Annotated in this window: 14 protein-coding genes and 2 pseudogenes; 5 read left to right on the top strand and 11 right to left on the bottom strand. The window is 40.0% G+C overall.

The window, feature by feature from the left end; all coding sequences use genetic code 11:
* Positions 1-182 precede the first annotated feature (182 nt).
* Positions 183-1,784 carry a type I restriction-modification system subunit M gene (locus tag SK637_RS00610; RefSeq protein ID WP_033687962.1) on the bottom strand — a complete coding sequence of 534 codons (1,602 nt, stop codon included), beginning with the start codon at positions 1,782-1,784 and terminating at the stop codon, positions 183-185.
* A gap of 173 nt (positions 1,785-1,957) precedes the next feature.
* A complete protein-coding gene (locus tag SK637_RS10015) occupies positions 1,958-3,187 on the bottom strand; it encodes a restriction endonuclease subunit S (protein ID WP_033687961.1) in 1,230 nt (409 codons plus the stop codon).
* A gap of 257 nt (positions 3,188-3,444) precedes the next feature.
* On the opposite strand from SK637_RS10015, the gene SK637_RS00600 reads away from it, so the two are divergent.
* Positions 3,445-4,686, top strand: coding sequence for a Fic family protein (locus SK637_RS00600; RefSeq protein ID WP_033687960.1), 1,242 nt, complete (start codon positions 3,445-3,447; stop codon positions 4,684-4,686).
* Positions 4,687-4,688: 2 nt separating this feature from the next.
* Here the strand turns inward: SK637_RS00600 and SK637_RS00595 are convergent, their stop codons facing one another.
* The 3 genes from SK637_RS00595 to SK637_RS00585 all read right to left on the bottom strand — a co-directional run bounded on the left by SK637_RS00595 (position 4,689) and on the right by SK637_RS00585 (position 10,463).
* Positions 4,689-8,057 carry a type I restriction endonuclease subunit R gene (locus SK637_RS00595; RefSeq protein ID WP_237397635.1) on the bottom strand — a complete coding sequence of 1,123 codons (3,369 nt, stop codon included), beginning with the start codon at positions 8,055-8,057 and terminating at the stop codon, positions 4,689-4,691.
* 330 nt (positions 8,058-8,387) lie between these two features.
* Positions 8,388-9,635 (bottom strand): toxic anion resistance protein, encoded by a 1,248-nt coding sequence (locus SK637_RS00590; protein ID WP_033687959.1) that lies wholly within the window; start codon positions 9,633-9,635, stop codon positions 8,388-8,390.
* A 21-nt stretch (positions 9,636-9,656) separates the two neighbouring features.
* Positions 9,657-10,463 carry a hypothetical protein gene (locus tag SK637_RS00585; RefSeq protein WP_033687958.1) on the bottom strand — a complete coding sequence of 269 codons (807 nt, stop codon included), beginning with the start codon at positions 10,461-10,463 and terminating at the stop codon, positions 9,657-9,659.
* Positions 10,464-11,768: 1,305 nt separating this feature from the next.
* On the opposite strand from SK637_RS00585, the pseudogene SK637_RS10010 reads away from it, so the two are divergent.
* The 3 genes and pseudogenes from SK637_RS10010 to SK637_RS00570 all read left to right on the top strand — a co-directional run.
* Positions 11,769-11,954, top strand: a pseudogene (locus tag SK637_RS10010) (CPCC family cysteine-rich protein); the annotation flags it as partial.
* Between the two features lie 214 nt (positions 11,955-12,168).
* Positions 12,169-12,378 (top strand): CPCC family cysteine-rich protein, encoded by a 210-nt coding sequence (locus SK637_RS00575; protein ID WP_033687957.1) that lies wholly within the window; start codon positions 12,169-12,171, stop codon positions 12,376-12,378.
* A 30-nt stretch (positions 12,379-12,408) separates the two neighbouring features.
* Positions 12,409-12,624: a hypothetical protein gene (locus tag SK637_RS00570; RefSeq protein ID WP_033687956.1), complete on the top strand. Its 216-nt coding sequence runs from the start codon at positions 12,409-12,411 to the stop codon at positions 12,622-12,624.
* 195 nt (positions 12,625-12,819) lie between these two features.
* Here the strand turns inward: SK637_RS00570 and SK637_RS00565 are convergent, their stop codons facing one another.
* Genes SK637_RS00565 through SK637_RS00545 form a run of 5 tightly spaced genes read right to left on the bottom strand, consistent with a single transcriptional unit; the run spans position 12,820 to position 14,103 of the window.
* Positions 12,820-13,047 carry a hypothetical protein gene (locus SK637_RS00565; protein ID WP_033687953.1) on the bottom strand — a complete coding sequence of 76 codons (228 nt, stop codon included), beginning with the start codon at positions 13,045-13,047 and terminating at the stop codon, positions 12,820-12,822.
* Positions 13,048-13,085: 38 nt separating this feature from the next.
* Entirely contained in the window at positions 13,086-13,328 is a 243-nt protein-coding gene (locus SK637_RS09820) for a hypothetical protein (RefSeq protein ID WP_033687951.1), read from the bottom strand.
* A 44-nt stretch (positions 13,329-13,372) separates the two neighbouring features.
* A complete protein-coding gene (locus SK637_RS00555) occupies positions 13,373-13,642 on the bottom strand; it encodes a hypothetical protein (protein WP_033687950.1) in 270 nt (89 codons plus the stop codon).
* Positions 13,635-13,904: a hypothetical protein gene (locus SK637_RS00550; RefSeq protein ID WP_033687949.1), complete on the bottom strand. Its 270-nt coding sequence runs from the start codon at positions 13,902-13,904 to the stop codon at positions 13,635-13,637. The genes SK637_RS00555 and SK637_RS00550 overlap by 8 nt, the downstream gene beginning before the upstream one ends.
* A 10-nt stretch (positions 13,905-13,914) precedes the next feature.
* Positions 13,915-14,103: a hypothetical protein gene (locus tag SK637_RS00545; protein WP_080710438.1), complete on the bottom strand. Its 189-nt coding sequence runs from the start codon at positions 14,101-14,103 to the stop codon at positions 13,915-13,917.
* Positions 14,104-14,569: 466 nt separating this feature from the next.
* On the opposite strand from SK637_RS00545, the pseudogene SK637_RS00540 reads away from it, so the two are divergent.
* A pseudogene (locus SK637_RS00540) lies at positions 14,570-14,827 on the top strand (tyrosine-type recombinase/integrase); the annotation flags it as partial.
* A gap of 95 nt (positions 14,828-14,922) precedes the next feature.
* Here SK637_RS00540 and rpsD read toward each other — a convergent pair.
* Positions 14,923-15,534 (bottom strand): 30S ribosomal protein S4, encoded by a 612-nt coding sequence (gene rpsD, locus SK637_RS00535; RefSeq protein ID WP_000092756.1) that lies wholly within the window; start codon positions 15,532-15,534, stop codon positions 14,923-14,925.
* Positions 15,535-15,657 lie beyond the last annotated feature (123 nt).

Here is a 15,657-nt window from a genome sequence, read left to right as displayed (position 1 = left end):
TTCATATTTAAAATGTCATCTAGATTACATTCAAGTACATCACATAATTTTTCTCATTTTACTGCACTCTACTTAACCGATATCATCATTTTTCATCTGTATTATACATGTTCTGTAATACATCGAAATCCAAAAACACCTCGTACAATCTATACGAGATGTTTTCATTCTTACCCTACTCCCTAAATCTCTTTCAACTTTTCGAGATAGGCGGTTAATTCTGCTTGGGCTTCTGGTGTTGTGCCTACTAGCTGGCTGCGCATGTGTGCGAGTCTGGCTTCGACTTCTCCAATCTCTTTATCAATCTCTGCGAGCTGGTCGGCGAGGTCGGCTAGGGGAACAACTGGTTCTTCCTCAAAGGTATCGACATAGCGTGGAATGTTGAGGTTGTAGTCATTTTCGACAATCTCTTCAAAGCTGGCTAGATGGGCAAACTTCTCGACATTCTCGCGTTTTTGATAGGTCTCTAAAATCTTGGCAATATGATCTTCGGTCATATTGTTTTGATTTTTCCCTTTTTCAAACTCTTTTGAGGCATCGATAAAGAAGACATCCTTATTGGTGCGATTCTTTTTAAGGATAATAATGGTTGTCGGAATAGAGGTGTTGTAGAAGATATTTGCCGGCAAGCCGATAACTGTATCAATAGCGCCTTCTTCTAGCAGATGCTGGCGAATCTTTTGCTCGGCTGCTCCTCGGAAGAGAACTCCGTGAGGGAGGACGATGGCCATAACTCCATTATGCTTGAGGTGGTAAAAACCGTGAAGAAGGAAGGCAAAATCTGCTTTTGACTTAGGTGCCAGAACCCCATAACTTGAAAAACGAGGATCTTGCAGGAAGCCACTATCTGCTGACCACTTCAGTGAATAAGGTGGATTCATCAAAACCCCATCAAAGTCTGTCGGCTCCGTCGTCGGCCAATCTTCGTCTAGGGTATCGTGGTTGCTGAGGTGATAGTTCTCAATCGCAACTCCATGAAGCATCATGTTCATACGAGCAAGGTTGAAGGTCGAAGTAATCAACTCTTGACCGTAGTAAGAAATCGTCGAAGCTTCCTTACTATAGCGCTTGGCATTGAGCAAGAGGGAACCAGAACCCATGGTCGGGTCGTAAACCGACATGCCCTTTTGATGCTCACGCCCTGCAAAGACAATCTGAGTCATGAGGTGAGAGACTGCTTGAGGTGTATAGAACTCTCCAGCCTTTTTCCCAGAATCACTAGCAAACTGGCCAATCAAGTACTCATAAGCATCACCCAAGATATCACCAGCATGACCAGACACATTGAGGTCGTTGAGCTGTTTCATAACCTCAGAGATGGTTTTATTTTGCTTTTGTGGGGTGTTGCCTAGTTTTTTGGCATAGAGGTCGATATCTTCGAAAAGATTTTCAAATTTTTCATTGGCCTGCTCGATATCACGGAAACTTTGGGCTAGGGATTCTAGCTGGAAGGTTCCTTCATGGATAGACTGAACCAGCTTGGTAAAGGTTAGAGAAGGCTCAATCACATAGCCCAGATCGTCATTTAAGACCTCGATGAGGTCTTCACTGACATCTGCATCCGCAAAGTTTTCCTCGTAGAGAAGCTGCGCTTGCTGGAAGGACTCAAAGGTCTCGTCCAAGTTATCACAGACGGATTGGAGGATGTTGTCGGATAGGTACTTGTAGAAAATCAGGCCCAAGAGGTAGGACTTGTATTCATTGGCTTCCATCTGGCCACGCAGGATATCCGCGGCATTCCAGAGGGATTGGTAGAGTTCTCTTGATAAATCTGTTTGTGACATAGGGTCTCCTATTCATTTCAACTTTCATTCGTTTAGTGTAGCTTTTTACAGTCTTGGTATCTTTCTGAATTGAACACGACCTAAAAGCTGGATAAAAAAGATAAACTGTCTGGTCTTCATCGAAGACTGCGCCAGTTTCCTATTTTTACTGAGCTTTTGACAGTCTTGATATCTTAGATAAACATTTTTCTGAGTAGGGTTTGTTTACTTTCTTTGAGCTGGTTGACTTTTTCCTCTTGCTTGGCAATGGCCTTGTCTAGGTCTTGGAAGAAAGAACCGATGGCTTCTTGTTCAGGGAGAGTGGGGATTGAAACTTGAATTGCTTCAATATCACTACCATTGTATGACGGTAAAGCACCTACTTGAGAGTATTTCGATAAGTTAAGTGTATCAAATAAAATCTTGCAAAACATAACATCCCAATATACTGATGGAATATAAACCATAGTATTATTATCAATTAGAAACGGTTCCCTAATTAGGCGCTTTCGATTTAACAATAACGCGGCTCCTACTTTAGCAAACATAATTGCTGGTACAGTATCAATTACCTTCCATTTTCGAGAATCTATTTGATCTTGAGTTACATAGTTATTTGAAGTTACCATCTCAATCTCATTCCCGATATTATTCATATCAGAAACTTTATAAAAAGGAATTCCTTTCACTCCGCCTTGTTCGCTATCTGGGAATCCAACTCCAGACTTTGTTACACCAATTTCCCCCAACTTTACTTCCTTCCAGTCATCTTCAAATCCTGCGAAGCGAAGGGCTGGTTTGGTTTGTCCTTTGGCTGGGAAGAGGAGTTTGAGGTAGGTTTTCTTCTGCTCTTTGAGCACCTCTAACTTACGCTGTTGAAGGCTAATGAGCTGGTCAATATCTTGGAAGAAAGAACCAATAGCAGTTTGCTCGGGGAGGGAGGGGAAAGATAGATTGACTTCTTTTAAATCTGAGTTATGCAAATGTACTACAGATTTACCTTGTGCCCTTTTAGATAGTTCCTTTTGTTGAGCCCCATTAGATAATGTTATAGCTACGAATACAGATGAAAATGTAGCATTAAGCTTAATAATATTTAAATCTCCTCCCAATATCACACCACTTTTCGAAACAACCGAAGCTCTTGATATTTCTTCTGAGCTTTCACCAGAAGACGGTACTATTATTTCATTCCCCTCACTCAAAACAGAGTTCTCCTTCATAGTAACATAAGTATCAATATCATCGATTATAGTTTGGTAATTTGTATATAGACGTCCATATAAAATGATAGGAACACCAGATATTTCTAAATCTCCCTTAGAGTATCCTTTCCCTTTTGTAAATTCTGCTACTACTCCCAACTTCTTCTCAGCCCAAGGTTCGATATATCCCGCAAAGCGATAACTTGGTTTCTTTGTCATATTACTCCCTTTCTATTACTCCATTTTCTTATTTCTACACTTTAGGTTTTCTTTTTTTATTTCTATTCTTCAATTTTGCCTATTTTTTCACTTTAGGGCATCAACATCTTAGTTCTATTGTTCAATTTTGGTCATTTTTGCACTTTAGATAGGTAACTATGCTATTCTATTCTTCAATTTTGCCTATTTTGAAACAATAGATAGGCTTATTTTGTGATATAATGTTAAAAAACGTTGAAATGCGAGGATGACTACATATGAACTATAGAGAACTTAGAAAAATCTACTACAGTCATCGTGACCAATATGAGGAAGAGTATCAATTACGCTTACAGGGATACAGCTCCATTAGGACATCTCTTTATCCTCATTTAATGCAACGCGATACTGTCAAAACAAGTCAATACCCTTTATTTGTAACCCTACATCTTGGGATTTCCCAACTAATGGAAACTATCTCACAGCAGTCTCAACGAATTAGCGAAATAGCTGATACCCTCCCTAAGATTGCCCACGATCAGTTTTATAAAGAACAACTCTACCAATCGATTATTTCCACAAATGAAATCGAAGGTATCCATACAACTCGTAAAGAGTTGGTCGATGTAGAGAAACTCCTAGAGGAAGACCCCTATAAGACCGAACAAATCAAACATCTTTCCACCTTGCGAATGTACCAACAAATCCTTAAGGATGAATTTCTACAAATCCAAGCTCTTGAAGATATCAGAAAGATTTATGACCAATTAACACAGGGAGAAATCTCGCAAGAGGATGAACTCGATGGAGAGCTTTTTAGGCAGAAATCGGTCTTTATCCAAGACGACAAGACTGGCAAAGTCATCTATATCCCACCTCAAAAGGAGGAACAGATTCAGGTCATGCTGACAGAGTGGATTCGTTTTATAAACGACCATTCTATCCCAAACCTTGTCAAGGCTTGTGCTGGACACTATTTTTTTGAAAATATACATCCCTTCTATGACGGTAACGGTCGGACAGGACGCTATATCCTTGCCAAGTACTTGTCTAGAAAACTCGATAAATTCTCAGGTCTGGTTTTGTCCCAACAAATCAATCACCATAAGCAAGACTACTATAAGGCTTTTAGGAATACTGGTGATCATCTCAACCGTGCCGATGCTACCTTCTTCGTTGAAACCTTGTTGACTTTTATCAAGGAAGGGCAGGAAAATATTATCCAAACCCTCCTTGAAAAACAAGAACAACTGCATCGCTATAAAGTTAAGATAGAGCAAACAGAAGGGCTGGAGGAAGTCGAGAAATACATCTTGTTTCTCCTCGCTCAGTCCAAGCTCTTTGTCGATGATAAGAGAGATGGCATAGAAGATAGAAGTATCATCCAACTGGCCAATCAGTCCAACCATCATTACTCTAAGAAAAAGGTCAAGGATGCTTTCTTGCACCTTGAAGATAGGGGAATTTTGACCCTAATTAGTCGAAAACCTTCCCAACATTATCTTTCTGACCATTTTTAAACCTATCTCCCCCTTAACGGTAAGATATCCTCTGAAATCATGCGCATATAGTCCTCTTTGAGGGCTTTTTTGTATTTGAGTTTTGGTAGTGCTTTGTCTCCGTGGGCTTCCTTATAGGCCAGATAGTCCTGAGATTCTGTGATGGCTTTTTCGCCATTTTGCTTGTCGCGTCCAATGCGGTAGTTGTCCACTACAAACTGGAGTTCATCCTCTCCTATCTGCCAATAATCTGCCGTTTCACGAATCTTTTTCTGGGTTGTTAGCTCAATCATCTCATCCAACTTATGGATGATAGACTGCCCCTGATAGCTCTTAGCATCAGCTTGGACATCCTGCCAGAGGTTGGAGATGAGGTTGGATAACTTGGTATTGGATTTGTTCAAATCTTCGATATAGTTATCTACCAGACTCTTTTCCTTTTTACCAATGAGGTTTTCCCGATTTTCAATCAGAGCTTGGATGAGAGAGAGGATATAGTGATAGTTTATCTCGTCAGTGCGGATAGATTCGAGCTCATACTCTATATCCAGCAGCACACCTTCATCTTCTTGGTCTTCTTTTCTGCGTCTGCGAAGCTCTTCGATGACATTGTGATATTGGCCAGCAAAGTTCTCGATGTCTTCTAAGCTGAGACCAATCTCTCTGAGAATGACGTTCTCATCATAGTCAGAATAGACTTGTATAGAGGATAGAAGCTTGTCAAATTCTTGGAAAGCCTTGGCAAAGCGTTTTAATTCTGCATCTGTCGCTGTATCCAAATCTGGCACCTGCTCTGGACTTGGAGCGATGGCTAATAGTTGATGAACCTTCTCCAGAAACTTGGCCTTTTCCTCCTGCCATTCTGGGGCTAAGACACTGGTTTCGCCACCATTTGAGTAGAGGCTCAGAGCCTCATCCACTTTTTCTTTAAAGCGGTCAGGCGTTTGGAAGGTAACGATTTGGCCGAATTTCTTAGCTTCATCAAAGAGGCGATTGGTTCGTGAAAAGGCCTGAATGATATGCTGGGGTTTCATGGGCTGACGATCCATGAACAGGGTCGATAGGCAAGGGGCATCAAAGCCTGTCAACAAGCGATCCACAACGATAACCAGGTCCAACTGTTCCTCACGGAAGGCAAAGCGTTCTTTCTTACGGGCCAGACGGTCGTTGAGATCACTATTGTAGGAAGCAATGGTGGCTAGGCTAAAGTGGGTGCCAAACATGGCATTATAGTCTTCTAAACTCTCCTCCATATAGGCTTGGTTGACATAGGAGTCTGCTTCATTTTCTGTTACAGAATAGGTAATGGCAACCTTAGGAAAGTCTGGCAAGACCTTTTTAACATTTTCCGAGATACTTAGAGACTTCTCCCCATTTTTGACTTGCTTAATCAGGTTATAATAGGCCTGCGCACGGGCAATGCTTTTGACGGTCAAAATGGCTTCGTAGGTTTTCCCTACCCCATTTTGGAAACCGAGTTTGCGTCTTGAGCGATTGAGAATGGCATCTAAAACCGCAAGCATGTGGCCTTCGTCATCATAACGCTCCTCGTCAATCTCTTCTTCTGCCCAACCAGGCATGGTTGTCTGATACTCCACATTAAAGCCAAGAACCGCCTTGTCATGAATAGCTTCTTTGACGGTATATTGGTGGAGGCAATCACCGTACTGCTCTTCGGTCGTCTGAGCAAGGTCTCCTTTTTGTTCACGCTTATTTTCTGTAAAGATAGGAGTCCCTGTAAACCCATACCAGAGAGAATTTGTAAAGAAGTGCTCTAGGTGGCGCTGGCGTTCAGGAGTCACTGCGCGATGGCATTCATCAACGACAAAGGCTAGTTTGAGTTGCTTGATACGATTGTAGACCTTTTGGTGACGCCCTTCATCAAACTGACGAATCATAGCATTGATTTTCTGTATGGTCGTCACAACGACACGACGGTCATCAGAAGCCAGATTTTTAACCAATTCCTGTGTATCATCGGTCTCGTCGATATCGATCATATCATTCTCTGCGTAAGACTGAAAAGAACTGGTCGTCTGCTGGTCGAGGTCTGTCCTATCAATCACAAAGATTGTCTTTTCAATGGATGGAATCTGAAGCAGATTGCGCGAAACCTTATAGGAGGTCAGGGTCTTTCCTGAACCAGTCGTATGCCAAATATAGCCCGACTGACGCTTGCGACTGGCTTCACGGATAGCTTCAATAGCATGAACCTGATAGGGGCGCAATAAAATCAAGGCCTTCTTGTCATCATCGATGACAGAATACTGCATGACCATCTCGTGGGCTCTCGGTATCGACAAGACAGACTCAGCAAAGTCAAATAGTTGAGGTTGGGGGCGATTTTCACTATCCACCCACTTGGTCAAGAAGCGTTCATTTAGCTTGTTGGCTTTGGCAGCTGCGATGTAGCGAGTGTCTGTGACATTAGAGACGACAAACATCTGAAGACTTGAAAAAATGCCTCTGAACTGTCCTTCTTGATCGTATTTCTTAATCTGACGGAAGGCATCCATGTAAGGATGAGAACGGCTTTTTAGTTCAATTTGAATCATGGGCAGACCATTGATTAACAAAGTCACATCCCCACGGCGCTGGCGAATCCCTTCTCCGCCTGTGATGACTTGGTTGACAACCTCATAACTCGATTTGCCACCAGCGACATTGTTTCTCCACAAGACTTCCAAGCGAATGGTCCCTAGACTGGCGTCTTCACGTTGAACCTGCACCTTGGCAATGCCATTTTCCCCTGCTATCCACTTGGCTGCTTCATAGAAGTTGACGAAATTGAGCTGGTTTTTGATTTGATTTTTCTCTGAATTTGTAAGGGGATGGTCTTGCAAAATGCGGACATTATTAGCTTCCAACTTGGCAAAAAAGTTTCCCCATAGGAGGTCTTCTGTATTCAACTCAGGTCGATACACCCATTGACTTTCTCCTTTTGTCAGCTGGTTGATCAAGTCTCGCTCGATAGCCAATTCCTGTTTGGTTTTGGCTTTGCCTGCTACAGGGATAGCTGTCTCGTCTTTAGGAGAGAGTCTCTGACTGATATGGAAATCCTGCAAGGCTGCTTGATTGAGATGTTGCAATTTTTTGAGAAGTTCTTGCTCCGTCCCTTTTATGGCTTGATAGGCTGCTGTCAAATCTTTATCTGCATCTAGGTAGTGATGCGGGTTCTTCTTTATTTGGATATAGCCCTGCACCAAATCTTCTAAACGTCGCAGCTGAATAGTAAGCTGGTTCTGGAGTTCCTGAGAATTGCTTCCAGATGCTTCTTTCTGGTTGATAGCTTCTAGGTATTCTACGATGGCAGCATAACTAGGCTGTAACTCAGGTGCTGAAACGATGAGCTCTTGTTCTAATTCTTTTGATAAGGTGTAAATCATGTTCATACCCCATTTCTACAACGCAAAAAGCCTACCAAAAAGATTGGCAGGTTTTGAAAATGGGTATGAAAACGCGAGTTTATATATATATATATATGCAAGCTAGTTATTTGCTTAAATCTGAAAACCATAGGGACTCTTCCTTTTCATTCATACAAGGCGTTGCGACATCGAAAAAACAGCGCCTTTACTTCCTTCCATTGTACCATAAAAGACTAGTAGTGAAAAGGTTTTCTAGGGCATTCTCTCTGAATCTAATAATAATTCCCTGACCTTCAAACTTCTACTAAAACAAGCAAAATCCCCTGCAAATCTATATTACAGGGGACTTGTGTGTTATTCTTGTACTTCTTTCTGGGCGGCCTTGCCTTGTTCTAGAAGAGCTTGGACGATTTTCTCATCGCGTAGTTTGACAGAATCGTTAATCATTTCTGCGGATTTGACGATGGTTGTTTCTAGTTGGGCACGTTTCTGACGACCCAATTCAATAGCTGCGACGATACCTTGGTTTTGAGCGACCAGACTTTCAGCCAGTTTAGTAACCGATTCGACAGCGACTGTCGGGCTTTGGGCAATTCGTTCCATCTGCGGAATCACTTCCTTGCTGGTCTCAGCTAGCATCTGAAGAGCAGCATTATTGGCATTGACAATGGCATCTGCCACGACACCTGATTTCATTGATTGTTGCAAAATACCCAGTTGGGCAATGGAAAGCTTCATTGTTGGAATCGTATTGCGACGAAGCATGCCCAATTTTTGGCGCATATCAGATGATACCTTCACAAGATTGCGCATCTGAGGTGTTGTTGCCCAGGCAACATAGAGACGGCTGACATACTCAGTGTGCTGTTGTTCGAGGGTATTGACCACTTCAGCCATGCGGGCCAATTCTTGAGATTTAGTCTGGTATTCTACCGTACTTGTATCGAGTTGGTCAACTTGAGCTTTCAGTTCTGCAGCGCGCTTGCCAGCTTCTGTCTGGCTGGCTTCGATAAAGGAAATCACTCCCACTAGATTTTCAATGGATTTGGTATTGTCCTCAATCAACATCTCAGCTGAAACGATATTTCGAGCTAAGACATCTTCTTGCTTGACCACTGCGGCAGCCATACCATCCAGTTTTTGCTCCACTGTTTTTGAGTCAAAGTAAAATTCCTGTAACGTATTCTTGCTCTTGTTAAACAATCGTTGCAAAAAGTTTGGCTTCTCTTCTAACTCAGCAATTTCAGCATTCTTGTATTTGGCTACAAAGCCTTGCAACTCACGGTTGGTGTTCTTGAGTAGATCATCCACTTGGGGAATCTGCAGTTTCTTTTGTTCTGACAAGATACGATTGACTGTATTGTTCACACCTTCTACAGCAGATTGTCCAAAATCTAAGAGAGCATTTTGATTGGTGACAAACTGGTCTACCAACTGGGGCACGTGCGCCTTGATCCCCTCTTGCTGCTCAGGGCTCAACTTTTCAAGGAAGGTCAAGGTCTGGTCTGAGCCAGTATTGGTCTCGATGATTTGAGTTGTTTTATCCACCTTAGCTACGGTATTATTAGCAATCTGGTCAATATCAAAATTAAATTCTGTCATGGTTACTCCTTTGTTTCTAACCTATTCTTTACGATCTTTTTCTAAGATACGCAGACTGATATCAAAATCACGCATATCTGTTTCATTAAGTTCTCTCAACACCTGATCCAGCTCAAGGTCAAATTGTTCGATAGCTGCTTTAGCTTGTTGCAAACGTTCTTCTGCCCGATTATAGTTTTTAGGATTGGCCTTAATCTTCAAATAGCCTTCTAGAATCGTTTTGAACTTCTCCATCTTCAAACTATGAATGGCAGTCAATTCTTCCTTATCCCCCTCAGCAGAGGTAGCAATCTTGTCTAAAATGGCCTGATGATCAATGGCAATATTGGCTAATGTCTGAGACAATTCCGGAGCTAATTCCTCTGGCTCCGCATTCTCAAGATCTACCTGACTTTCTCTATCCAAACGTTCTAGCTGAACATCGATAGTTGCCCGCACTGTACGAACCTTTTTGTCAATACGGTTGTAGACATCATCATCAATATAGGACTTGAGACGATCCGCCTCCTGATGGATTTCTCGCAGTTCGATCAATACTTGATTGGCCAGACTTTTATATGAATCCGAGCCTTTTTCTACTAAAGTTCCCTCTAGTTGCTGAATATCTTTGTCCGCCTGGCGAATCCTAGCTTTTAAAAGCTCAATCCGATCGTCGAGCGAACGATCCTGCAAAAGAGGATAGCGTAAGCGTTTATAGAGACGATAACCACCATAGCCTAGCAGGACACAAGCCGCAAGTGGAAGAGCATATTGAACCAAAAGGCCCAGTAAGAACAAGAAGCCCCAAAAATAGAGACAGCCTTTCCAAAAACCATTACCCGATTTCATAAACATTCCTTATTTTCAATTTATAAGTCTATTTTAGCACAAAAGAGCAAAATGAGGGCGGAAATCCCTAGAAAAGAGTTGATTTCTTTGCTGTAGAATGGAACTTGGTAGCGCGTGTGCTAATTTCAGTGAAGCTGACTCAAACCACAAACACACTCTGGGGAATATCAAAACAAAAGCTTGAAATATCGGGGGAGTTGTGTTAGAATGAACTTACAATGTGAGTAAAGTTACAGCATATGTAACTAAAAAAGCCCCACCGTACCACCGATGGGGTTTTTTGCTACCCTCTAAAAGGGTTAACCATTACTTTTTACGTTTCTTAAGCCATAACTTGAAAAGCTCAGATAACACGTTAATAAGTAACGGAGCTAGAAACACTGTGAGTAAAGTTTCTAACATATGTAACACCTCCCTTCCTTAAAGTGAGGGGGCCAAAATATTATATCACACCAGATTTATATCATCAACATCGCGTATAAAAAATAAAAACTTGAAATATCGGGGGAGTTGTGTTAGAATGAACTTACAATGTGAGTAAAGTTACAGCATATGTAACTAAAAAAGCCCCACCGTGCCACCGATGGGGTTTTTTGCTACCCTCTAAAAGGGTTAACCATTACTTTTTACGTTTCTTAATCCATAACTTGAACAGCTCAGATAATACGTTAATCAGTAACGGAGCTAGAAACACTGTGAGTAAAGTTTCTAACATATGTAACACCTCCCTTCCTTAAAGTGAGGGGGCCAAAATATTATATCACACCAGATTTATATCATCAACATCGCTTAGTTCTTGGCATAGATAGACTTAAATACACAACTAACCTTACTAGCAAATCTCTAAACAAACCCAGAAATCAACGTTTTAAGACAAAGCAAAAAGCCCACTGTTGTAGGCCTTCTGTAAGATATATCTTAAAATTAAAGCATTTTGTTATCTTGCAGTGATTAGGTACAGAAAAACAGGCCTAAGCCTGCACTAAATCTAACTTGATTTTCTCCAAAACTATTAAATTCAAATAAGTTGAGAAAACATAAAGGGTAACAAAAAAGGACTTAAAATGATGAGTTCAGTAAGCAAGTAAATTGCACCTGTCAAAGGTGCTTTTTTTATTACCTAATAATACTATCATACCACATCTGGAATACACACTCAATTATTAGCAATCCCCTTCGATTTGCAGTATAATAATGAAAAAGTGGGTTAATATTGACGGTTCACCGAAAGACTCAGACACTAGTACAATTTCATTCAATGATATCGTAAGAATGGTTTGCCGAGTTTATGAAGGAGGGATTTATATGGATAAATCAAAAGAGACATGGGAAATTGATGGTTTTCTATGGCTTCATTGCCCTGTTTGCGGAACTGAAGTTATGGACTATGATATCTGTGACGTCTGTCGTTGGCATAATACTGGTATTATAAATATTGACGGTGGCCCGAATAAAATGACTCTAGCCGAAGCCAAAGAAGCTTACGCAAGGAGAAAAATCGTAAAAATTCGAGAATTTGATACAGTGTTGTTAAAAAACGGTCAAACGGCGACAATTGTCGAAAAGTTAAGTGAAGATACTTTTATTGCTGACATAGGAGATTCCCCGAAAGACTGGGATACCATAACAATTACAATCAATGATATTGAAAAAGTAGTGTATAGAAATAGCTAATATATTTGTATAGTGTTGGGAGTAACCTTAAATGAATAAGACTATAAAAAAGAATATAATAATGATTGACGGATGGGAACATGTGCATTGCCCCGTATGTGGAAATTTAGTAGAAACTTATGATATCTGTGATGTTTGTCAATGGCAAAATACAGGAGAAACTAATATAGATGGTGGTCCTAATAAAATGACACTTGCGGAGGCTAAAGAAGCGTATGTTAAGGGAATTCCAATAATATGACAGACTATAGTACCACGAAAGGAGAGAATGATGGAACTTAAAGAATTTAATAACAAGGTTGTCAGAATCACCGATATTGACGGCCAAATATTTAAAGGCGTAGCTCTTTACGAAGACAAAGATGTCTATGATGAAGAACTTGATGGGTTATCCGTTAATTCTGGAACCAGATGGATTAAACTCTTTGAAAATGAAATCAAGGAAATTGAAATTACTGATAAAATCAACCAGTCAAAAAACCCTTAGATTAGTCTCTAAGGGCTGATTTATTTGCAAGGATAGGCAGGACTGTCGGGGCTCCTGCATTTCTCGACCCACTATAAGTGGCGCGTTGGTGACAGATTCTCAACCTCTATCCTTCATATCTTCATTATAGCACTTTTTTCTCAACTTTCAATCTGTGTATCTGAATTTATTGTCTATCTTTTTCTCTAGTGTCCTTCAACCATATTGTACTTCAACCTCACTCATGATTTCCAGCAAAGTTTTCCCTTTAATCTGTAAAGAAATTAACTCATCAAAAGATGACACTTTAAATTTATTATCTCCAAGTACGACGACAATGTCATAAACAGAATTAGGAAAAATACCACATACTTGACCATTATAATCAAAAGAAGCGTCCCAACCATTGTCATACAATGCTCGTAAATCATCTAATATCGCCATAATATATCTTGATTCTCCTATATAAAATATTCCGCAACTTATCCAAAGCCATACGAAAACTTATCTGGCAATTCTTTTCCTAACTTAATACTTTTACTTAAAGTATCTTTTACAAACGAAGTAAATTGTCCTAAATCATCTCCAACATAGCTATATTCCAAAGTAGTTTTATCGATAGTTGCAATACCTTTACAACTTCCGCTCACAATAGAATACTGCCTCTTAAAGGCTCCATCTTCTATTTTGTACATCGTAATAATTTGTTTATCAATCTTTGTCATTTTCTATTTAGTGTAAAATAAAGCACTGGAATTATTCTTGACTCTCAAAAATATAATTGCAACAAGGTATCGAAATCGTCTTCGAAAACATTTTGACTATTTTGCTTTATTTGCTCAATGATTTTATCCTTTTTATCTCTGTCCAAAGGGAGTATTTCAAACGCTTCTTCTTTTACTAAGAATTCACCATTTTCTCCCTGAAATTCTTTTGTAATTTTTCTAATATGGCTCTCGAAATCGATAGATTGAAGCTCTTCGTCGTTTATGTTATCTTCAATCACATCTAGCAACAAACTGATTGAAATTTTAATCATCTTTAAATACTTCCCTATGCGTAAATACCGCCACTTTATTCATCAAGTCGTCCTCTGTGTAGTCAATTGTAAAAGTATCTACACTAAATGGAATTGAATGAATCATAGGGACACTATGCACCCTATACTCTTTTTCTCCAATTCTCACAAAATGATTGATTTTCAAATCTGAAAAATCAGGATTCTCAACAGTAATAGAAACAAGACGATGCGCTATTTTATAAACATCAATTATCTTATTTTTCGTGTTTAACTTATCCATAATTATTATTTTAATACTTATGTTCTTGGTAATCAAAACCTATTTTAGATTTAATACTATCAAATAAATCTAAAATAGATTGTGGAGTGTCTTTCTTAAATGATACAGTAGGTTTATCCTGGTCTGGATAAACTTGGTCAACCCACTCATGAATTTGATTATAAAAAATCAACAGCTCTTTGCTTGGTGGTATCATCATATCTAGAACGAAACCTCCTTTACTTTAACTTCATTATAAACTTTCCTATTCTAATATTCAATCCACAAGACACCATTACAATAGCTTTTTAGCTTTTTAGCTTCTTTTCTACTTCGTCAGTGGTCAAGCTACTACTCCTTTATGATATAATTAGTTTAAAGAGAAGTGAGGTAGAAATGATAGTGTCGCTACGCAACTTCATAGTATGAGATGACGGGACAGGCACACCGTCCACTACTCTTGAGCGCTTAGATTTTTCTAAGTGCTTTTTTGCATTTTCTCGGCGTTCGCTCTTGGTTCAAGTCCATTCTCCATACCATTTGGTAAGGAATTAAGAGACATTTTTATCTATCCTATCTCCTTGTTATTCTGCGAGCAACTAAAGCAAGTTATTACTTTGCTTATCTGCTTATCATTTTGTAAACATCAAATTTAAAATAACAGACTTAAACTTTTCTTATTTCCTCAATACCCAAACAATAAAACACTAGCCACTCGTTTAAACACACGTTTCAAACATGCTGGTGTATCTAATATTGGATTCCATGGTTTTAGACACACACACTCTAGTCTCTTGCTAAACTCTGGAATACCATATAAAGAATTACAACACCGTCTAGGTCATTCTACATTAGCTATGACTATGGACACTTACAGTCATCTCTCCAAAGAAAAAGCAAAAACAGCCGTCTCATTTTATGAGAAAGCTGTTAGTTCTTTGTGAAGGGGGACAAAAAGGGGGACAAACCCAGAAATCAACATTTTAAGACAAAGCAAAAAGCCCACTGTTGTAGGCTTTCTGTAAGATATATCTTAAAATTAAAGCATTTTGTTGTAGAATTCAACGACAAGTGCTTCGTTGATTTCTGGGTTGATTTCGTCGCGTTCTGGCAAGCGAGTCAATGAACCTTCCAATTTTTCAGCGTCGAATGATACGAATGCTGGACGTCCAAGAGTAGCTTCTACTGCTTCAAGGATTGCTGGAACTTTCAATGATTTCTCACGAACTGAGATCACTTGACCTGGAGTTACGCGGTATGATGGGATATCAACACGTTTTCCGTCAACAAGGATGTGACCGTGGTTTACGAATTGACGAGCTTGACGACGAGTAGTCGCAAGACCAAGACGGTAAACAACGTTATCCAAACGACGTTCCAAAAGAAGCATGAAGTTGAAACCTAGGATTCCGCCTTTGATTTTTGTAGCTTGTACGAACAAGTTACGGAATTGTTTTTCACCTACACCGTAAGTGAAACGAAGTTTTTGTTTTTCAGCCAATTGCAAACCGTATTCTGACAATTTAGAACGGTTGTTTGGTCCGTGTTGTCCTGGTACGTAGTTACGACGTGCCAATTCTTTACCTGTACCTGTAAGTGAAAGGCCAAGGCGACGAGCTTGTTTCCAAGATGGTCCTGTATAACGTGACATGTGAATGTCCTCCTGATATAAATAATATTTCGGTGGAAATAGTCACTTAGAAAGCCCTGATTCGTGCAGATGCCCTTCGCCTAAACAGCCAAGGTTACTTATCATAAGACACCTGTTGACGAG

This window comes from Streptococcus mitis (assembly GCF_000722765.2).
In the GTDB taxonomy this organism is placed as follows: Bacteria; Bacillota; Bacilli; order Lactobacillales; family Streptococcaceae; genus Streptococcus; species Streptococcus mitis_AQ.
Note: the sequence above shows the minus strand (reverse complement) of the source record. Positions and strands in the feature narration are given on the sequence as shown.